Below are 20,827 nucleotides of genomic sequence, written 5' to 3'. Positions count from 1 at the left end.
CCCACGGCTCGCGCCCACGCGCGCCGGGTGAAAGCCGCTTATCCGCCACATGACTGCCTTTCATATGCCAGCGCTCGGCGTATGGGGTAGAATCCCCGCCCTATTTCAACCGCCCAACTGATTATTCAGGGGATTGCCATGTTCAGCCGTGATTTGACCCTCGCCCGCTACGATGCCGACCTGTTTGCCGCGATGGAGCAAGAAGCCCAGCGCCAGGAAGAGCACATCGAGCTGATCGCTTCCGAGAACTACACCAGCCCGGCAGTGATGGAAGCCCAGGGCAGCGTGCTGACCAACAAGTACGCCGAAGGCTACCCGGGCAAGCGCTACTACGGTGGCTGCGAGTACGTCGACGTGGTCGAGCAACTGGCCATCGACCGTGCCAAACAGCTGTTCGGCGCCGACTACGCCAACGTCCAGCCGCACGCCGGTTCGCAAGCCAACAGCGCAGTGTTCCTGGCCCTGCTGCAAGCCGGCGACACCATCCTCGGCATGAGCCTGGCCCACGGCGGTCACCTGACCCACGGCGCCAGCGTTTCCTCCTCCGGCAAGCTGTACAACGCAGTGCAGTACGGCATCAACGACCAGGGCCTGATCGACTACGACGAAGTCGAGCGCCTGGCCGTCGAGCACAAGCCGAAGATGATCATCGCCGGTTTCTCCGCCTACTCGCAGGTGCTGGACTTCCCGCGCTTCCGCGCCATCGCCGACAAGGTTGGTGCCTACCTGTTCGTCGACATGGCCCACGTTGCCGGCCTGGTTGCCGCTGGCGTGTACCCGAACCCGGTGCCATTCGCCGACGTGGTCACCACCACCACCCACAAGACCCTGCGCGGTCCGCGTGGCGGCCTGATCCTCGCTCGCAAGAACGAAGAGATCGAGAAGAAGCTCAACTCCGCCGTCTTCCCGGGCGCCCAGGGTGGCCCGCTGGAGCACGTGATCGCGGCCAAGGCCGTGTGCTTCAAGGAAGCCCTGCAGCCGGAATTCAAGACCTACCAGGAACAAGTGGTGAAGAACGCCCAGGCCATGGCCCAGGTCTTCCTCGACCGTGGTTTCGACGTGGTTTCCGGCGGCACCAAGAACCACCTGTTCCTGCTGTCCCTGATCAAACAGGACATCACCGGTAAAGACGCCGACGCCGCCCTGGGTCGCGCCTTCATCACCGTGAACAAGAACAGCGTGCCGAACGACCCGCGTTCGCCGTTCGTCACCTCCGGCCTGCGCATCGGTACCCCGGCTGTGACCACCCGCGGCTTCAAGGAAGTCGACTGCCGCGAGCTGGCCACCTGGATCTGCGACATCCTGGAAAACATGGGCGACGAAGCCGTGGTCGACCGCGTACGCGGCCAGGTCAAGGCGATCTGCGCCAAGCTGCCGGTGTACGGCAACTAAGCGTCAAATTTCCAACAGAAAAGCCCGGCATCTGCCGGGCTTTTTTGTGCCTGCAATAGCGGCATGCCATTTTTATGGCACAACGAAATATGAGAATAAATAAGTATTTATTTCAATTACTTATACAAAAAAAATAATCATTTAACGGCGCCGCGCCAATTTACCGCCGAACGGTCCTCGCCAGACTGTTGCAGACGCTTTACACCATGACCCTTCTGTTTTTTCAGATCGCTACGAACTCGCAGCGGCTACAAGGGGGTGCGTCATGATCTTCAATACACAGGACGACGATAGCCTGTTATCCAGCGAGCCAAGCGACCCGTTACTGCTGCTCGTCGAAGGCAGCGCCGACAATGACAAACTGATCGGCAGCGCAGCCGACGAACACCTGCTCGGCCTGGGCGGCGACGACAAGCTCAGCGGGGGTGGCGGGAACGATCTGTTGGTCGGCGGCGCGGGCCGGGACACGCTCACCGGGGGCAGTGGCGCAGACACCTTTCGCTTCAGCGCAGTGACGGACAGCTACCGCACCAGCAGCAGCCTCAACAGCGACAGCATCACCGACTTCGATGGCGCGCTCGATCGCATAGACCTAACCGGCCTCGGCTTCAGCGCTCTGGGCAACGGCTATGGCGGCACCCTGCGGCTCAGCTACAGCAGCGCCAGCGACCGCACCTACCTGAAGTCCTACGAGGCTGATGCCGATGGCAACTACTTCGAACTAGCCTTCCAGGGCGACCAGCTGACCGCCCTGAACGCCACCAACATCCTCTTCACGGGCAACGCCACAACCAACAACGCACCTGTGATTAACGAGCCGTTGCTGGATCAAACCACCACTGAAAACAGCGCCTTCACCTACACCTTTGCGCCCACCAGCTTCACCGACCCGGACGCCGACAACCTGAGCTACAGCGTCACGCAGAACAACGGCGCGGCGCTGCCATCCTGGCTGTCGTTCAACCCCGCCACCCGCACCTTCAACGGCACGCCTGGGCTGGACGCAGCCGGCACCTATGAGATCAAGGTCAACGCCAGCGATGGTCGCGGCGGCACGGGCTCATACGTCTTCCTGATCAACGTGAGCGATGCGCCGCCAGACAGCTCGACCCTGTCCGGCAGCGACGGCAATGACTACCTGACCGGTACTTCGGCTGACGAACAGTTGCTCGGCATGGCCGGCGACGATGTGCTCAATGGCGGTTCAGGCAACGATGTGCTCAATGGCGGCGCCGGCCGCGACACACTCACCGGCGGCCATGGCGCCGACACCTTTCGCTTCAGCGCGGTGACTGACAGCTACCGCTCCAGTACCAGCCAGCACAACGACACCATCACCGACTTCGACGGAGCATTCGACCGACTCGATCTCTCCGGCCTGGGTTTCAGCGCCCTGGGCAACGGCTACGGCGGCACGCTGTTGCTCAGCTACAGCAGCGCCAGTGATCGCACCTATTTGAAATCCTACGAGCCCGATGCCAGTGGCAATCGCTTCGAGCTGACCTTCCAGGGCAATCAGCTGACCGCCCTGAACGCCACGAACATCATTTTCGAAGCCACCCTACCGCCACCTCCTCCACCGCCGCCGCCTCCTCCGCCCGACCTCAGCACACTCACCGGCACCAGTGGCGATGACACGCTGACCGGCACCGACACCAATGAGTTGCTGCTGGGTAATGCCGGCGCAGACAAGCTCAATGGCGGGGGTGGCAACGATGTGCTCGACGGCGGCGCCGGCAAGGATTTGCTGACGGGCGGCACGGGCAGCGACACGTTTCGCTTTAGCGACAAACTCGACAGCTTCCGCAACTACGGGCCCAGCGACATCAGCTCTGCGGACACCATTCAGGACTTCAGCGCGGGCGTCGACAAGATCGACCTGTCAGCCCTGGGGATCACCGGCCTGGGTAATGGCTACGACCACACGCTGTACGTGACGCTCAACGACACGGGCACCAAGACCTCACTCAAATCCCGCGAACCCGACGCCGACGGCAACACCTTCGAAATCGCCCTGGCGGGCAACCATCTGGGCAGCCTGAGCGCGGCAGACTTCATTTTTGCCGAACCCACGCCGCAGAACACCCTCTTCATCCCCACCCTCGGCCAATCCAACTCGCGGGCACTGCGCATGCTCTCGGGGGACGAAGAGTCCGGGGTCACGGAAATGGTCAGCCAGCTGACCCGCTATACCGACTTCGACAAGGTGGAAAGCCTGTTCTTCGACCCGGACGATGAACCGGTGGACATCGCTGTAGGCGGCAGCACCGTCACCGGGAGATCAACCGCGACCGATTCGGAAAAGGCCAAGTCCTGGTGGTACAGCGACACCGATCAGCCAGGCGAAGCGCTGCTCAACGCGGTCAGCATTCTGAGCAGCCAGCTGGCCACCCTCCAAGCCAAGGGCAGCGTGACCATGGCGATGGTCTGGGGCCAGGGCGAGGACAACGCCATGACCTATGCCTTGGCCGCGGACAAGCAGGCTGAAATCGAGCTGTATAAGAGCAATACGCTGAAGGTCTTCGACTACCTGAAAACCCAGCTGGGCACCCCGGACCTGGTGTTCTACGTGATGCTGACGGGCAACTATCAGGCCGAAGCCGCCGCGCTGCGCGGTTTTAACGAGGCCGAAATTGCCGATATCGTCGCCGGCACCCAGGCCATCCGCCAGGCCCAGCTGGAGATAGCCGCCAGCCGTAGCGACGTGAAGATAGCCGTCGACTACACCGACCTGCCGATGCGCTACGACGTCGACCCGCTGACCTACTACTACGACGTCTGGCATATGCCCGGAGAAGCCAGCGAGATCATAGGCCAGCGCCTGGCGGACTTTATCGCCAACGACCTGGGCTACCAGAGCACCGACAGCGACAACAACGACCCCAGCACGATTTCCAGGTACCCCGCCCACCACGTCCTGGGCGGCGACGGCGACGACCTGCTGGTCGGTACACCCGGTGGCAACACCTTCGACGGCGGCCTCGGCAACGACCACATGGAAGGTGGCGCCGGCAGTGACGTCTATATCGTCGATAGCATTGGCGACAGCGTGAGCGAAACCGGCGCCAACCTCAGTGCCGAGGAATATGACACCGTGCAATCCTCGGTGGACTGGACGCTCGGCGACAACCTGGAGAACCTCAGCCTGGTCGGCCCCCTGGCACGCAATGGCACCGGCAACAGCCTGGACAACATCATCGGCGGCAATGCCCTGGACAACCTGCTGGATGGCGGGGCCGGCGTGGACGTCATGCTCGGCGGCGCGGGGGCGGATACCTATATCGTCGACAATGTGGGCGATCTGGTCGTGGAGGGCGCAGACGCGGGGTTCGACCGGGTATTCAGCAGCGCAACCAGCTACACCTTGCCCAGCTACGTCGAACAGCTCTACCTGATGGCGCTGGGCAACAGCAACGGCACGGGCAACGCCCAGGACAACACCCTGTTTGCCAGCAGCGGTGACAACGTACTGAACGGCGGCCTCGGCAACGACACGCTGTCCTATGCCTTCGCCGAAGCCGGCGTCACGGTCAGGCTGTCCACCTCACAGGCCCAGGCAACCGGAGGCTCCGGCCTCGACACGCTGCGCAATCTGGAAAACCTGATCGGCAGTGACTACGCCGACACCTTGAGTGGTAACACCAGCAGCAACATCCTGCACGGCGGGGCTGGTGACGACATTCTCAATGGCAGTGATGGCGACGACGTGCTGATTGGCGGGAGCGGGGTCGACCACCTCAGCGGTGGCAACGGCGCTGACCGCTATGTATTCAACGCACCGGACGACTCAGGCCTGGCCGAACTGGCTGACCTGGTGTCTGGCTTCAAGAGCAGCGAAGGCGACCGCATCGACTTCTCAGCCCTGGATGCCAACCCTTTGACCGAGGCACGGGAAGCCTTCACCTTCATCGGGAGCGAGGCCTTCAGTGAGTCTGATGCAACCGGCCAATTACGCTTCGCCGACGGCGTTCTGTACGGCAGCACCAATCTCGATGGCGCTGCGGAATTCATGATCAAACTGCTCGGGATGACGGAGTTCTCGCAGAGCGATTATTTGTCCTGATCCAGCGCACAGGGTGGATCACGCCCTATCGATCCACCACCAGGCCGCTCGGTGGATGTACAAGGCGACATCCACCCTGCCAGCCATCTATGCAATGACCTCGGCAAAGCCGGCGCGGATGGCCTCCTCCGGCAGGTTGTCGCCGATGAATACCAGCACGCTCTCGCGCGCCTCGTCGGCGCGCCACTCGCTGTCGTAGTCGAAGCCGTACAGGCGCAGCACGCCCTGGAACACCATGCGCCGCTCCTCGCCGGCAATCGCCAGCACGCCCTTGTAGCGCAGCAGCGAGCTGCCGTGGGTCTCCAGCAGGTTTTCCATGAAGGCACTGAGCTTGTCGATATCCAGCGGCTGCGTGCTTTTCAGCACCAGGGTGGCGATCCGATCAATGCTCGAACCTGCCGGCGTCAGCGGCCGCAGGGTCAGGCCCGGGGCAATGTCGGCATTGAGGTTGAAGCCACGAATATCCAGCAACTCGGTCAGGTCGATGCGGCCGTGCTCGACCACGCGGATCGCCGCACGCCGGTTGATCCGTTGCAAGCGCTGGGTCAGCGCCTCGACGTGGGCGGCATCGACCAGGTCGGTCTTGCTCAGCAGGATGCGGTCGGCAAAACCGACCTGGGCCTGGGCGATGGTTTCCTGCAGGTGACGCTCGGCGTTGGCCGCGTCCACCAGGGTGATGATGCCGTCGAGCACATAGCGCTCGCACAGTTCCTCCTCGGCGAAGAAGGTCTGCGCCACCGGCGCCGGGTCGGCCAGGCCGGTGCATTCGATCACCAGGCGGTCGAAGGCCAGTTCGCCGCTGTCGAGCTTGTCCAGCAGCAGGTACAGGGCCTTTTCCAGCTCGACGTGGATCGAGCAGCAGACGCAGCCATTGGCCAGGGTCATGACCTCGACCGGCTCGCTGCCGAGCAATTGGCCGTCGATCGGCGTGTCGCTGAATTCGTTTTCGATCACCGCCAGCTTGAGGCCGTGCTCGGCCTGCAGCATGTGGCGCAGCAGGGTGGTCTTGCCGGCACCGAGAAAACCGCTGAGCACGGTGACGGGAATGGGGGTATGGGACATGCGGATCATCCTGCGTAGGGTGGGTCGGGGCGCGCAGCTCGCGGCTTATCGACCCACCGTGCGGGTTATCGGTGGATGAACAAAGCGTCATCCACCCTACAAAAGAACACGCCACGGCAAGCGTGGCGTGTGGGCAGTGCGGCGAGGATATCAGCAGCAGCGAATCGGCCTGCCCTTGCCACCGCCATATCGCGCTTCCTGGCGCTCGCGGAAGAACTCTTCGTAGCTCATCACCGGCTTGTCCGGGTGCTTGTTGCGCATGTGCTCGACGTAATTGTCGTAGTCGGGCATGCCCACCAGCATCCGTGCGGCCTGGCCCAGGTATTTGCCCATCCGACTCAGGTCATTGAACATGCGCGTCTCCTCAAGCGTCCGGAATCGGCTGGTAGGGAGCTTCCCGATCGGTGCGCTCCGGCTTGATCCACGAAGCCCGGCCGACCTTGACCGCGTAGAACAGCACGCTGAGCACGACGAACAGGAACAGTACGGTCAGCGTGGCGTTGGTGTACGCGTTGAAGATCACGTGGTTCATCTGGCTGATGTCCTTGGCCGGGGCAAGGATCTGCCCGGCGTCCAGCGCATCGCTGTACTTCTTGGCCAGGGCCAGGAAGCCCACCGCAGGGTTCGGATCCAGCAGCTTGATCAGGCCCGCCGTGGTGGTGCAGATCAGCAGCCAGGTGGCCGGAATCAGGGTGACCCAGACATAGCGCTGGCGCTTCATCTTGATCAGCACCACCGCACCGAGCATCAGTGCGATACCGGCGAGCATCTGGTTGGAGATGCCGAACAGCGGCCACAAGGTGTTGATGCCGCCCAGCGGATCGATCACGCCCTGGTACAGCAGCCAGCCCCACATCGCCACGCAGCCGGCGGTGGCAATCAGGTTGGCGGTCCAGGACTCGGTGCGTTTCAGCGCCGGAACGAAGTTGCCCAGCAGGTCCTGCAGCATGAAGCGCCCGGCACGGGTGCCGGCGTCCACCGCGGTGAGGATGAACAGCGCCTCGAACAGGATGGCGAAGTGGTACCAGAACGCCATGGTGTTCTCACCCGGCAGCACGCTGTGGAGGATCTGCGCGATACCCACGGCAAGGGTCGGCGCACCACCGGCACGGGCCAGGATGGTGTGCTCGCCGATGTCACGGGCGACCGCTTCCAGCGCGTCAGGCGTGATGGCGAAGCCCCAGCTGCTGACGGTGGCGGCGACGGTCGCAACGTCCGAGCCGACTACGGCAGCCGGGCTGTTCATGGCGAAGTACACGCCCGGCTCGATCACCGAGGCGGCGACCATGGCCATGATGGCGACGAACGACTCCATCAGCATGCCGCCGTAGCCGATGTAGCGCGCGTGGGATTCGTTGGCCAGCAGCTTGGGCGTGGTGCCCGAACTGATCAGCGCATGGAAGCCGGACACCGCGCCACAGGCGATGGTGATGAACAGGAAGGGGAACAGCGTGCCTTTCCACACCGGGCCGGTGCCGTCGGTGAACTGGGTCAGCGCCGGCATTTTCAGCTCGGGCATGACGACGAGAATTCCGATGGCCAGGGCGATGATGGTGCCGATCTTGAGGAAGGTCGACAGGTAGTCACGCGGCGCCAGGATCAGCCACACCGGCAGTACTGCAGCGACGAAACCGTAGCCAATCAGCATCCAGGTGATCTGCACACCGGTGAAGGTGAAGGCCGGGCCCCATACCGGGTCGGCAGCGATCTGCCCGCCTAGCCAGATAGAGCCGAGCAGCAGCGCCACGCCGACCACGGAAATCTCGCCGATGCGGCCCGGGCGGATGTAGCGCATGTAGATGCCCATGAACATCGCGATGGGGATGGTCGCCATCACCGTGAACATGCCCCACGGGCTTTCGGCCAGGGCCTTGACCACGATCAGCGAGAGCACCGCAAGGATGATGATCATGATCAGGAAGGCGCCGAACAGCGCGATGGTGCCAGGCACCTGGCCCATTTCCTCGCGCACCAGCTCGCCCAGGGAGCGGCCGTTGCGACGGGTGGAAATGAACAGGACCATGAAGTCCTGCACGGCCCCGGCCAGCACCACGCCGGCGATCAGCCAGAGCGTGCCGGGCAGGTAGCCCATCTGCGCGGCGAGTACTGGACCGACCAGGGGGCCGGCGCCAGCAATGGCGGCGAAGTGGTGACCGAAGAGGATGTGCTTGTTGGTCGGAACGTAGTCCAGACCATCGTTATTGAGTACTGCAGGGGTAGCACGGGTTGGATCGAGCTGCATCACCTTGGTGGCGATGAACAGACTGTAGTAGCGGTAGGCAACCAGGTAGAGGGCGACCGCAGCCACCACAATCCACAAGGCGTTGATGGCTTCGCCGCGACGCAAGGCCACGACACCCAAGGCGCACGCGCCCACCACTGCCAGCACTGCCCAGGGCAGGTGGCGCAGCAGGCTATTGTTATTGTTCATATGAACTCCCAACTAATGGACAGACAGGCTGCCGCACAAGCTTAGTCGGTATACGGCAATCCTCTATGCGACCATGGTCTAGACGCGACACACGCCCTTTTCCCACGCTGTAAACTAGCCGCCCCAGCGACCGCCAGGATGCACCGTCGCATGCCCAGAATCCCCTTCGTTATCCCCCTGCTGCTGAGCCTGCTCGGCCTGGCTGCATGCAGCCCGCCGCCGACACTCGACCAGCAGCTGTATATCTGGCAACGCCAGTGGCGCCCGGCCCATGTCGAGGCGTTGGCGCAGACCCGCCTGGACTTCTCCACCCTGCGCGTCCTCGCGCTGCAGGCCCACCCGAAGGCAGGCTGGGCGCGCGCCTACCCCGACCTGCAACTGCTCAAGCGCGACGGCCGCCCGCTGGTCGCCGTGGTACGCCTGGATGGCCAGCTGCCGCAGCTCGACCCGCGCGCCATCGGTGAGCAGATAACCAGCCTGCTGCACGACTGGCAGGCCGCCGGCATCCAGCTGGCCGGGCTGGAAATCGACCATGACTGCGCCACCGCGCGCCTGCCGGCCTACGCCGCGCTGCTGCAAGACCTGCGCCGCCAGCTGCCCGCCGAGCTCAAGCTGAGCATCACCGCCCTGCCCGCCTGGCTGGCCAGCGACCAACTGGAACCGCTGCTGGCCAGCGTCGACAGCTCAGTGCTGCAGGTACATGCCGTCAGCGACCCGCGCCGTGGCCTGTTCGATGCCGAGCAGGCGCAACACTGGGCCGCAGAATATGCCGCGCGCAGCCCGTCACCCTTTCTCCTGGCCCTGCCGGCGTACGGCGTGGCCCTGCTCGACAGCCCGGCCGGCGCGCCACGGGTGGAAGGCGAAGCGCCGCTGCGCCAGGGCGGCACCCGTCGTGAACTGCAGGCCGACCCGCAACACGTCGCCAGCCTGCTGGCCGAGCTGCGCGACGATCCGCCGCCGGGCCTGAGCGGCATCATCTGGTTCCGCCTGCCCCTGGCTGGTGATCGCCGCGCTTGGCCCATCGACACCCTGCTGGCGGTGGTACGTGGCCAGCCGCTGCGCCCGGCCCTGGACCTGCACGCCCAGCAGAACGGCCAGCTCAGCGAACTGCAGCTGGTCAACCGGGGCAACCTGGCCAGCGCCCTGCCGGCACACATCGAACTACCCGCCCAGGGCTGCACAGCGGCCGATGGCCTCGGCGCCTACCGCGTCACCAGTACCCCCCAGGGCCTGCGCTTCACCCGTCAACACCCCGGACAACTCGCCGCCGGCAGCCAGCGCGCGCTGGGCTGGGCGCGCTGCACGCAGATCGATCAAGGAGGATTGCATGTCGAGCTTTAAAAACCACCGCCACCATCTGCTGGCTCTGGCCATCGCCAGTCTGTTGCCGCTGGGCACGGTCCAGGCCTGCGGGCCGGGCTTTCCCCATCGCTTGCTGGAAGACAGGTCCCAAACGCTGAAAGAGCTACCAGAAGGCAGCTTCGAATTTGAAATACGCCGGATAAGTCAGCCAATACCGGGACTCGGGCAGGCTGGCGAGGCGACATTCGATCGCTATTTTGAAGCGCCAGACCCACGAGATAGTGAATCCCGCACCGCCAGTGAAAAGCAGCAGCTCAGCCCTAAGTATTTCTCCCTGGTCAGTCGACTGCGCGACCTGACTGACGCACGCCAGGCTGAGATCGAAGGTGCCGAGCTCCCTCCCGAACTGCGCCTGTACACAGCCGGCGCAGTGGCCTTCACCCAGTACGACATGGCCCTGGCCGCCGACTACTTCCGTCGCGTGCTGGCTCTGCCCGCTGCCGAGCGACCCCTGCGCAGCACATGGGCTGCCTACTCTCTGGGCCGTGCCCTGGCCGTGCTGGCGATCAGCGCACCTAACAGCATGCTGGACGATGTGGCCGCCCTGCAGCGCCAACACGATCTGCGCCAGCAGGCACAAGCGGCCTTCCGGCAGGCCAGAGAGCTTAGCATTGCCGGCCTCGCCGACCCTCTTGAGCTAGGCATCGCCAGCCTCGGCGAGGAAGCCCGCCTGGCCATGGACGATGGCAACTGGGATGCCGCCATTCACCTCTACACCAGCCAGTTCCTGCATGGTTCCAGCACCGGCTACAGCTCGCTCGGCTACGTCTACGGCAGGCTCTACCAGATGAACGACGAAGAGCTTCGCCCACTACTGGGCAGCCCGGAGGTTCAGCAGTTTGTGGCAGCGAAGCTGTTCAGCCAGCTTTACGGTTACAGCAGCAAGACACCTCCCCCACGTCTACTGCGCCTGCTGCAGGAAACCAGTATCCAGCCACAGATCGCCGACCGCCTGGCCGCACTGAGCTACCAACTGGGCGACTATGCAGCGGCTCGCCGCTTCGTCGAGCAGGCCGGTGGCAGCGGCCTGGCCTGGTGGTTGAGGGCCAAGCTGGCGCTGCAAGACGGCGACAAAGCAGCCGCGACCGAAGCCTACGCCGAAGCCGCCAAGGCATTTCCCATGGAAGAGGACTGGGGCACGCGCGTGAGGCCCGGATATGAAAAGCTCAAACCGCGCTGCCGGGTCGAAGGCGAGATGGCCATCCTGGCCTTGGAGCGCGGCGACTACCTGGAGGCCTTCGACCAGCTTTACCACAGCGGAGAAATCTACTGGCAAGACTCTGCCGAAGTAGCCGAGCGGGTTCTAACCAGCAACGAACTCAAGGATTATGTGGACAACAAAGTCCCCGCTAATGGCGAGCGACTAAGCGCCTGGGATCGCCCGCCAGTCACGGCCCTCCGCGAACTGCTCGGCCGCCGCCTGCTGCGCGAAGGGCGTTACGCCGAGGCCGTGCCCTACTTCGCCAGCGCCGAGCTGCAAGAAGCGGCCCGCCAGTACGGCGCGGCCCGTGAGCAGGCCGCAGACGCCTGGACCGCCATCGGCCGCGCAGAAAGCTACTACCGCGCGGCCAAGCTGGCACGCGAGCAGGGCATGGAATTACTCGGCTATGAACTGAGCCCAGACGAAGCTTGGAGCGGCGGCGCTTTCGGCAACGAGTTCGGTAAACCGCTACAGGCTGACGGCCTGCTCACGGCCGCCGAAGCCGAACGGCAGAATGCCAGCGCCGCCGAACCCAATCGCCGCTACCACTACCGCTGGGTCGCCGCCGACCTCGCCAGCCAGGCCGCCGACCTGCTGCCAGCCCGCAGCCAGTCCTTCGCCGCAACGCTGTGCAAGGCCACCGGCTGGCTGATCAACAACGACTACCCGGCCGCGCGGCGCTACTACCTGCGTTATGTCGAACAGGGCGCCTATGTGCCCTGGGGCGGCGCGTTCGGTAGCAATGCCTGCCAGGAGCCGGACTTCGAGCGCGCCAGCCAGTTGCTCTGGTCGGAACGCGAGCAGGCCGTGCGCCAGGCGCTGCGCCCGTACAAATATTGGCTGCCCCTCGGCCTGCTGCTGATAGTGGCCGCTGGCATCTACGGGCGGCAGCGACGCCGCGCCTTGGCTATAGTGGATAAAACCGCAGAGGAATCACGCAATGAGTGATACGAGCAACGAGCGCCGACGTTTCCAGCGCATCGCTTTCGACGCCGCCACCGAGCTCACCCAGGGCGAGCGGCGCTGGGCCGTGGTCTTGCAGGATGTGTCGCTCAAAGGCCTGCTGGTGGAGCGCCCGCGCGACTGGAACGGCGACCCCGACCAGCCTTTCACGGCCACCATCAAGCTCGACGGCGACATCCAGCTGCAGATGGAAGTGGTGCTGACCCGCACCCGTGGCGAACTGCTCGGCTTCGTCTGCCGGCATATCGACCTGGACTCGATCAGCCACCTGCGCCGCCTGGTGGAACTCAACCTCGGCGACGAAAGCCTGCTGGAACGAGAGCTGGCCGCGCTCGGCGAGGACGACTGAGCCCCCCCGCCTACGCCCCACCCTGTAGGAGCCAGCTTGCTGGCGATGCTCGTGTAAGAGCCGGCTCACGATCTTCTGAATTAGAGCAAGACAAGGCAAAAATGACCGAGGGAGCGGAGTTTACGTGCTGTAAATGAGCATCCCGAGGTCGTTTTTAACGCGGTATGGCCGACAGTCAGGAGATCGTGAACAGACTCTAAGGGCACTGATCGCCAGCAAGCTGGCTCCTACAGACTCTCCCCACACCTCAGTGATTGCTCCCGGCAGCGGATTTGCGCTGGCACCAGCGCGCCTGCACCTTCACGCAACCGAGCGCCGCAGGCGTATCACTCGAACAACGCATCCAGCGCCTGTTCCAGACGTGTCACGGCGACGATCTGCAGCCCAGGCGGCGCCTCCTTCGGCGCATTGCCCTTGGGCACGATGGCGCGCTTGAAACCATGCTTGGCCGCTTCCTTCAAGCGCTCCTGGCCGCTCGGCACCGGGCGGATCTCGCCGCTCAGGCCAATCTCGCCGAACACCAGCAGGTCGTGCGGCAACGGCTTGTTGCGCAGGCTGGAAATCACCGCCGCCATCAGTGCCAGGTCGGAGGCCGTCTCCAATACCTTGACCCCGCCGACCACGTTGAGGAACACGTCCTGGTCGTAGGTGGGAATGCCGCCGTGCCGGTGCAGCACGGCCAGCAGCATGGCCAGGCGGTTCTGATCCAGGCCCAGGGTGACGCGGCGCGGGTTGGCCATGTGGCTGGTGTCGACCAGTGCCTGCACCTCCACCAGCATCGGCCGGGTGCCTTCCCAGGTGGCCATCACCACACTGCCCGGCACTTCCTCCTGGGCGCGGGTGAGGAAGATGGCAGAGGGGTTGGTGACTTCCTTGAGGCCCTTGTCGGTCATGCCGAACACGCCCAGTTCGTTGACCGCGCCGAAGCGGTTCTTCACCGCGCGCAGCAAGCGCAGGCGGCCATCGGACTCGCCCTCGAAATACAGCACCGTGTCGACCATGTGCTCCAGCACACGCGGACCAGCCAGGGCGCCCTCCTTGGTCACGTGGCCGACCAGAAAGATCGCCGTGCCGCTCTGCTTGGCGAAGCGCACCAGCAGCGCCGCGCTCTCACGCACCTGGGCCACGCCGCCGGGGGCGGACTGCAGCTGCTCGGTGAAGATGGTCTGGATCGAGTCGATCACCATCACCTTGGGCTGCTCGCGGCGCGCCACCTCGATGATTGATTCGATGCAGGTCTCGGTCATCACCTTGAGCTTGTCCTGCGGCAGTTCCAGGCGCCGCGCACGCATGGCCACCTGCTGCTGCGACTCCTCGCCGGTGACGTACAGGGCCGGCAGGCGCTGGGCGATATTGCACAGGGTCTGCAGCAGGATGGTCGACTTGCCGATGCCAGGGTCGCCGCCGATCAGCACCACAGACCCATCCACCAGGCCGCCGCCGAGCACCCGGTCCAGCTCACCGGAGACGGTGGAGAAGCGCGGCACTTCCTCGACGCTGACCTCGGCCAGGGTCTTCACCTGCGCCTGCTGCCCGGCCCAGCCGCCACGCCCGCTGGGGGTGGCCGCGCCGGCTTCGAGCATGGTTTCGGTCAGGGTGTTCCACGCGCCGCACTCGCCGCACTGCCCGGCCCACTTGGGAAAGGTGGCGCCGCACTCGGTGCAGCCGTACATGCGCTTGGCCTTGGCCATGACAGTTTCCCTCTGGCAAAAACGGCGATAATAGCGCCCCGAGCCGCCCTTGCCCTACGAGTCCGTCATGCAGATAGAACTTGTCCCGACCACTGACGAACAGCTACCGCTGATCCGCAACCTCTATCAGTTCTATGCCTACGAGTCGTCGGACTGGGAACAGGAAGACGTCGAAGTCGATGGCCGCTTCTATATCCATGAGCCGCATTTGCAGCGCTACTGGCAGGAGTCGGACTGGAGCGCGCAGCTGATTCTGGTCGACGGCTTCATTGCCGGCTTCCTGTTGATCGAACGCAGCGAGCTGCCGGGCATCGACGCCCTGGAACTGGCCGATCTGTTTATCCTCAAGAAGTACCGGCGCCTGGGTATCGGCCGCGTCCTGGTGCAACAGGTACTGGCCAGCGGTGGCACCTGGCTGATGCGCTTCTACGGCCAGGACGAACTGGCTGCAGCCTTCTGCCGGCAGATGCTCAGCGAAGTGCCGCTGGGGACGCGGCAGATCTGGCCGGAAGACGACGCCGAGCTACTCAGCTACCTGGTCAACCCACCGCTGCATTAACGGCTGCTGCAGGCTTTGCCGCAACCGCAGCACTGCTCGGTAGCGCGTTTGAAATGATGAGCCAGGGTGTCGCGATACACCTGACGAGAGCGCTTCAGGCGCCCGAGGGAAAGCTCGTCGATCCGTTCCATACCGCTTTCGGCCCGTTCAAGGCGAGCGTCGAGCGCATCGAACTGTTCGACCAAGTACGCGAAGTGGCTGTCGCGCTGACGCATACGCTGCATTTCCATGCGCAGCTCGGAAAACTCCTGTGGTACTAGTTGACGTTGACTCTTCATCGCAATGGCTCCTGAAGGTGGTGTACATATTTTAACCAACCACAAGAACCAACCCTTGACCTCGGTCAAGTCAGCCGGCGGCAACCCTCGCAATGACGACCATCTCAACCACTGAGCTAGGCTGAACAGGACATGCACAGTCTGGAGGAGTCACCATGCCGCTCGAACATCATCCGCTCACCCGTGAATTCCCCGAATACCGCCAACAGCTGCAGAGCCTGCATGCCAGCGACAGTCACTTCGCCCAGATGGCCAGGCAGTACGAGGCGCTGGACAAGCGCATCTATGAAGTCGAAGACGGCCGAGAATCCCTCGACGACCTTGCCTTGCATGCGCTGAAGAACGAGCGCGTGCAGCTCAAGGACCAGATCGCCGAGCGTCTGCGCAAGGCCAACGGCGCCTGAACCCACTGCGGATCAGGGCCGCTGGCCCTGCCGCCCCAACCTTGCCCCGAGCCCACAACCACCGTTGCAGAGACCTGCGGCTGGTTTACACTGGCCCGCATAACCAGAACCTCAGGGAGTGAAACATGAGCATCCTCAGCGAATTCAAGGCCTTCGCCGTCAAGGGCAATGTGGTCGACATGGCCGTCGGTATCATCATTGGCGCAGCCTTCGGCAAGATCGTCAGCTCCTTCGTCGGCGACGTGATCATGCCGCCGATCGGCCTGTTGATCGGTGGGGTCGACTTCTCGCAGCTGGCCATCACCCTGCGCGAAGGCGTTGCCGCCACCGACACCAGCGCAGCCGTGCCGGCAGTGCTGCTGAGCTACGGCAAGTTCATCCAGACCATTCTCGACTTCACCATCGTCGCCTTCGCCATCTTCATGGGGGTCAAGGCGATCAACAAACTCAAGCGCGATGAGGCCGAGGCGCCGACCGTAGCGCCCGTGCCAACGGCAGAGGAAGTGCTGCTGACGGAGATCCGCGATCTGCTGAAGAACCAGCAGAAGCCCTGAAGAAAAACGGCGCCCGCAGGCGCCGTTTTCATTTTCACTGCGGCTCGGGAGTGAGCAGCAGGCGGTTGACCCGTCGCTCGCGCACTTCCTCCACGCGCATGTGCCAGCCAGCGAACTGCACCTCGTCACCCACCGCAGGCAGGCGGTCAAGCAGGCTCATCACCAGGCCGGCGAGGGTCTGGTAGTCCTCGGTGGGCTGGGCCTGCAGGCCGATGCGCGAACGCAGCAGGGCCAGGTTGAGTGCGCCGCTGACGAGGAAACCAGCCCCCGCCGGCTCGATGTCCGGGCCGTCCACCTCGCTGGCGTCCGGCAGCTCACCTGCGATGGCCTCGAGGATGTCGGTCAGCGTCAGCAGGCCGACGAAGCCACCGAACTCGTTGACCACGAAAGCCACGTGGGTCGAGGCCTGGCGCATCTGCTCCAGGGCGCCGAGCACCGCGCAGCTGTCCGGCAGGTTGAGCGGTTGGCGCAGCAAGCCTTCGATGTCCGGCTCACGCTGGTCCAGCAGCTCCCGGAGCAGCTCCTTCTTGTGCACGAAGCCCAGCGGCTCGTCCACCTGGCCGTCGCGGATCACCAGCAGGCGCGAGTGCGGCGACTCCAGCAGGGCCTGGCGAATCTGCTCGGGAGCATGGGCCAGGTCGATCTGGTCGACCGCCATACGCCCGGTCATCACCTCGGTGATCGGCTGCTCGGCCAGGCCCAGCACGCCGCGGATCATCACCCGCTCGCGACGATCGAACAGCGCCGGCTCGCCGGTACCGCCTTCGAGCATGTCGGCGATTTCCTCGCCCACCTCGTCGGCCTCGACCTTGCCACCGAGCAGGCGCAGCACGGCATGCGCGGTGCGGTCACGCATGCCCCGGCCGTTCTGCATCTGCCGCTTGCGCTTGTGGCGCACCAGCTGGTTGGCCACCTCGATAAGGATGGAGAAGCCGATGGCCGCGTACAGGTAGCCCTTGGGAATGTGGAAGCCCAGGCCTTCGGCGGTCAGGCTGAAGCCGATCATCATCAAAAAGCCCAGGCACAGCATAATCACCGTCGGGTGGGCGTTGACGAAGGCGGTCAGCGGTTTGCTGGCCACGATCATCAGGCCGATCGAGATGATCACGGCGATCATCATCACTTCCAGGTGCTCGACCATGCCCACGGCGGTGATCACCGCGTCCAGGGAGAACACCGCATCGAGCACGACGATCTGCGCCACCACCGGCCAGAACAGCGCATAGGTGCGGCTGCCGCCCGGCTGATGGATACGGCCCTCAAGCCGTTCGTGCAGCTCCATGGTGGCCTTGAACAGCAGGAACACACCACCGAACAGCATGATCAGGTCACGCCCGGAGAAGCTGTGGCCGAACACCTCGACCAGCGGCTCGGTCAGGGTCACCAGCCAGGAGATGCTCGCCAGCAGGCCCAGGCGCATCAGCAGCGCCAGGCTCAGGCCGATCAGCCGCGCGCGGTCACGCAGGTGCGGCGGCAGCTTGTCGGCGAGAATCGCGATAAACACCAGGTTGTCGATGCCCAGCACGATCTCCAGGACGATCAGCGTGAGCAGGCCGAGCCAGGCGGTGGGATCGGATATCCATTCGAAGATCATGCGACCCTCCGCGCAGGCGTCGACGCAGCGCGGGCACGGCAAGCGCGGCGCTGGGCATATCGTTCAGGCGAAATCGGGGAGAAACGCGCGGCGGCGTCAGGGGAAGGGAGGCCACTCGGGGGTGGCGGGCAACAGTCGCTGTCCATGGGGTCCGTTTAGGGAAAAAAGGACGGCCATCCTAGCGGCCCTGCCGCCAATCCCTAAGCGGCAAAGCGTTACCAATTCTTAACGGTGCCCTACCAATAGCTCTCCACCGCGCCCGGCAGCCGTGAAGCATCTATCGCGGTATTTCCAAACGAAACGAGGGAACGACCAACCATCACCTCGTCGTTCCCGTAGGCGGGAACCCTGTGTGAGCCCTCCTGGATTCCCGCCTGCGCGGGAATGACGGTGGTTAACTCATGCACTCCGCGCGAGCGCTACCAGTAGTTCTCCACCACTACCGCGCCCCGCAGCCGCGAAGTATCTGCCGCGGTATTTCCGGGTGGAGCGTGGGAACGATCAACCATCACCTCGTCGTTCCCGCGTAGGCGGGAACCCAGTGTGGGCCCCTCCTGGATTCCCGCCTGCGCGGGAATGACGCTCGAGAGCCCTACCAGTAGTTTTCCACGGCCACCGCGCCCGGCCGCCGGGTCAGGCTCAGTTGCATGTCACGGGTTTTCAGTACCGCGCGGGTGTCTTCGATCATCTGCGGGTTGCCGCACAGCATCACCCGCGAATGTTCCGGGCTCAGCTCCAGGCCAGCAGCGCGCTCCAGTTCGCCGTTCTCGATCAGCGTGGTAATGCGTGCATGCAGCGCGCCGGGCACTTGCTCGCGGGTCACCACCGGCACGTAAATCAGCTTGTGCCCGGCGCCTTCCAGCCACTCACGCTGCGGCAGTTCGGCGATCAGTTGCTGATAGGCCAGCTCGCCACGGTCACGGGCGCTGTAGACCAGAACAATGCGCTCGAAACGCTGCCAGGCCTCCAGGTCCTGCAGGATCGACAGGAACGGCGCCAGCCCGGTGCCGGTGCCGAGCAACCACAGGTCGCGGCCATCGGGGAAGCGGTCGAGGGTGAGGTAACCGACGGCCTGCTTCTCTACCAGCAGCTCGTCGCCAGCCTTGAGCCGGCACAATTCACTGGTGAACTCACCGCCGGGCACGACGATGGAGAAGAACTCCAGGTAGTCGTCATGGGGCGCCGACACCACCGAATACGCACGCCAGACCACCGAGCCGTCGGCCTTGCGCACGCCCAGGCGGGCGAACTGCCCGGCGCGAAAGCGAAAGCCCGCATCGCGCGTGCAGCGCAGGCTGAACAGGGTGGGCGACCAGACGTGCACGTCAGTCAGGGTCTGGCGAGTGAACTTCTCTTCGCTGGCAGTCATACTTTGCGTCCCTCATACACAGTTGCCCCAGTGTCCCGCAAAGCGGGCCCGGCAAACACCGACGGTTTCCATGCCTATTCTCGACACGCCCTTTGCCCAGCTCGATCTGCTTCGCCAGCCCGAGATGCCCAACGAACCCCTGCAGGCCTTCGACGCGGCGGACGAGTACCTGCTCGCCCACCTGCATGAGCAAGGCCTGGCGGCCGATGCGCGGGTATTGCTGCTCAATGACGGCTTCGGCGCCCTGGCCACCAGCCTGGCGGCGCACTGCCAGGTGACCAGCAGCGGCGACTCGCACCTGGGCCACCTGGCGCTGCAGAAGAACCTGGCGGGCAATGGCCAGCGCTACGATGGCGTACCGTTCGTACCGGCCAGCGAAGTGGCACAGGGGCCGTTCGACTGGGTGCTGATCCGCGTACCGAAAACCCTGGCCCTGCTGGAGGAACAGCTGATCCGCCTGCACGGCCAGCTCGCCCCCGGCGCGCAGGTGGTTGCCGCGGCGATGATCAAGCATCTGCCACGCGCCGCCGGCGACCTGCTGGAAAAGTATGTCGGCCCGGTCCAAGCCTCGCTGGCAGTGAAAAAGGCCCGCCTGCTGTTCGCCACGCCAGAGGCCAAGCCGGCGCCCAGCTCGCCCTACCCGACCCGCTACCGCCTGGAGCAGCCGCCCATCGAGCTGCTCAACCACGCCAACGTGTTCTGCCGCGAAGGCCTGGACATCGGCACCCGCGCCTTCCTCCCGCACCTGCCGCAGGCCCTCGGCGAGCTGCGTGTAGCCGACCTCGGCTGCGGCAACGGCGTGCTCGCCATTGCCTATGCCCTAGCCAACCCGCAGGCGCAGCTGACCCTGGTCGACGAGTCCTACATGGCCGTGCAGTCGGCCCGGGAGAACTGGCAGGCGGCGCTGGGCGAGCGCCCGGTGACGATCCGCGCCGACGATGGCCTGGCCGGCCAGGCGCCGGACTCGCTGGACCTGGTGCTGTGCAACCCGCCGTTCCACCAGCAGCAGGTGGTCGGCGACTTCCTCGCCTGGCGCATGTTCCAGCAGGCCCGCGCGGCGCTGGTCAAAGGCGGCGAGCTGTGGATAGTCGGCAACCGCCACCTGGGCTACCACGCCAAGCTGAGCAAGCTGTTCCGCGGCGTGCAGCAGGTGGCGGCCAACCCCAAGTTCGTGGTGCTCAAGGCCACCAAGTAAGCAGCCACGCCGGCCCCACTCGCCTCATGCAGGCCGGGGAACCTGTACCAGGAGCAACGCGGGTTTCACCCGCCCTGCGCTCTTCAGCCCCGTCGTCCTCGCGCAGGCGGGGACCCAGAAGAGCTTCCGCCAGCTCGGCTCCAGCGAAATGTACCGAGTTGCCGGCCGCTGGATCCCCGCCTGCGCGGGGATGACGGGGTAAAAGCACCTCGCCGCGAAAAGCGGAACTCCCTTGCTGCCCGGCACCTCCTAAGCTCAAGCAAGGCAAACCCGGTGCCTCATGGCCCCGGGCATGGCGAGTCACTGCGACAAATTGCCCAATGCGACAATCCGCCAGCTACGGTCGAGGCCACAGAGGGC

At 64.5% G+C, this 20,827-nt stretch carries 16 protein-coding genes; 9 read left to right on the top strand and 7 right to left on the bottom strand.

Translation table 11 applies throughout. The features are described from left to right. Positions 1-138: 138 nt before the first annotated feature. Both glyA and H3H51_RS10155 read left to right on the top strand, forming a co-directional pair. A complete protein-coding gene (gene glyA / locus H3H51_RS10160) occupies positions 139-1,392 on the top strand; it encodes a serine hydroxymethyltransferase (protein ID WP_183088934.1) in 1,254 nt (417 codons plus the stop codon). 265 nt (positions 1,393-1,657) lie between these two features. Beyond that, a complete protein-coding gene (locus H3H51_RS10155) occupies positions 1,658-5,455 on the top strand; it encodes a M10 family metallopeptidase C-terminal domain-containing protein (protein ID WP_183088933.1) in 3,798 nt (1,265 codons plus the stop codon). Positions 5,456-5,542: 87 nt separating this feature from the next. On the opposite strand, the gene yjiA is transcribed toward H3H51_RS10155, so the two are convergent. From yjiA to H3H51_RS10140, 3 genes are all read right to left on the bottom strand, one after another. After that, entirely contained in the window at positions 5,543-6,517 is a 975-nt protein-coding gene (gene yjiA / locus H3H51_RS10150; RefSeq protein WP_183088932.1) for a GTPase, read from the bottom strand. A gap of 150 nt (positions 6,518-6,667) precedes the next feature. Next, on the bottom strand, positions 6,668-6,871 hold the full coding sequence (locus H3H51_RS10145; protein ID WP_044872209.1) for a YbdD/YjiX family protein: 204 nt from the start codon (positions 6,869-6,871) through the stop codon (positions 6,668-6,670). 10 nt (positions 6,872-6,881) lie between these two features. Beyond that, on the bottom strand, positions 6,882-8,948 hold the full coding sequence (locus H3H51_RS10140; RefSeq protein ID WP_183088931.1) for a carbon starvation CstA family protein: 2,067 nt from the start codon (positions 8,946-8,948) through the stop codon (positions 6,882-6,884). Positions 8,949-9,098: 150 nt separating this feature from the next. Here H3H51_RS10140 and H3H51_RS10135 point away from each other — a divergent pair, with 150 nt between their 5' ends. The 3 genes from H3H51_RS10135 to H3H51_RS10125 are packed head-to-tail and all read left to right on the top strand — an operon-like array spanning position 9,099 to position 12,823. Then, positions 9,099-10,289, top strand: a complete 1,191-nt coding sequence (locus H3H51_RS10135) for a DUF3142 domain-containing protein (protein WP_183088930.1) — start codon at positions 9,099-9,101, stop codon at positions 10,287-10,289. Next, entirely contained in the window at positions 10,276-12,459 is a 2,184-nt protein-coding gene (locus H3H51_RS10130) for a hypothetical protein (RefSeq protein ID WP_183088929.1), read from the top strand. Before H3H51_RS10135 ends, H3H51_RS10130 begins: the two co-directional genes overlap by 14 nt. Further along, positions 12,452-12,823: a PilZ domain-containing protein gene (locus H3H51_RS10125; protein ID WP_183088928.1), complete on the top strand. Its 372-nt coding sequence runs from the start codon at positions 12,452-12,454 to the stop codon at positions 12,821-12,823. Before H3H51_RS10130 ends, H3H51_RS10125 begins: the two co-directional genes overlap by 8 nt. A 326-nt stretch (positions 12,824-13,149) precedes the next feature. Here H3H51_RS10125 and radA read toward each other — a convergent pair whose 3' ends face one another. Then, complete coding sequence (radA, locus tag H3H51_RS10120; protein WP_183088927.1) at positions 13,150-14,514, bottom strand: DNA repair protein RadA; 1,365 nt, start codon at positions 14,512-14,514, stop codon at positions 13,150-13,152. Positions 14,515-14,581: 67 nt separating this feature from the next. On the opposite strand from radA, the gene H3H51_RS10115 reads away from it, so the two are divergent. Next, positions 14,582-15,073: a GNAT family N-acetyltransferase gene (locus tag H3H51_RS10115; RefSeq protein WP_183088926.1), complete on the top strand. Its 492-nt coding sequence runs from the start codon at positions 14,582-14,584 to the stop codon at positions 15,071-15,073. Here the strand turns inward: H3H51_RS10115 and H3H51_RS10110 are convergent. After that, on the bottom strand, positions 15,070-15,351 hold the full coding sequence (locus H3H51_RS10110; protein WP_183088925.1) for a YdcH family protein: 282 nt from the start codon (positions 15,349-15,351) through the stop codon (positions 15,070-15,072). The two genes, H3H51_RS10115 and H3H51_RS10110, sit on opposite strands and share 4 nt — an antisense overlap. Positions 15,352-15,506: 155 nt before the next feature. Here H3H51_RS10110 and H3H51_RS10105 point away from each other — a divergent pair, with 155 nt between their 5' ends. Both H3H51_RS10105 and mscL read left to right on the top strand, forming a co-directional pair. Further along, positions 15,507-15,755 (top strand): YdcH family protein, encoded by a 249-nt coding sequence (locus H3H51_RS10105; RefSeq protein WP_183088924.1) that lies wholly within the window; start codon positions 15,507-15,509, stop codon positions 15,753-15,755. Between the two features lie 125 nt (positions 15,756-15,880). Beyond that, positions 15,881-16,309: a large-conductance mechanosensitive channel protein MscL gene (gene mscL, locus H3H51_RS10100; protein ID WP_183088923.1), complete on the top strand. Its 429-nt coding sequence runs from the start codon at positions 15,881-15,883 to the stop codon at positions 16,307-16,309. A gap of 34 nt (positions 16,310-16,343) precedes the next feature. Here the strand turns inward: mscL and H3H51_RS10095 are convergent, their stop codons facing one another. After that, on the bottom strand, positions 16,344-17,903 hold the full coding sequence (locus tag H3H51_RS10095) for a TerC family protein (protein ID WP_183088922.1): 1,560 nt from the start codon (positions 17,901-17,903) through the stop codon (positions 16,344-16,346). A 592-nt stretch (positions 17,904-18,495) separates the two neighbouring features. Then, positions 18,496-19,272 carry a ferredoxin--NADP reductase gene (locus H3H51_RS10090; RefSeq protein ID WP_183088921.1) on the bottom strand — a complete coding sequence of 259 codons (777 nt, stop codon included), beginning with the start codon at positions 19,270-19,272 and terminating at the stop codon, positions 18,496-18,498. Positions 19,273-19,342: 70 nt separating this feature from the next. On the opposite strand from H3H51_RS10090, the gene H3H51_RS10085 reads away from it, so the two are divergent. After that, on the top strand, positions 19,343-20,467 hold the full coding sequence (locus H3H51_RS10085; RefSeq protein ID WP_183088920.1) for a methyltransferase: 1,125 nt from the start codon (positions 19,343-19,345) through the stop codon (positions 20,465-20,467). Positions 20,468-20,827: the final 360 nt, after the last annotated feature.

The organism is Aquipseudomonas ullengensis (assembly GCF_014174475.1).
Classification (GTDB): domain Bacteria; phylum Pseudomonadota; class Gammaproteobacteria; order Pseudomonadales; family Pseudomonadaceae; genus Aquipseudomonas; species Aquipseudomonas ullengensis.
Note: the sequence above shows the minus strand (reverse complement) of the source record. Positions and strands in the feature narration are given on the sequence as shown.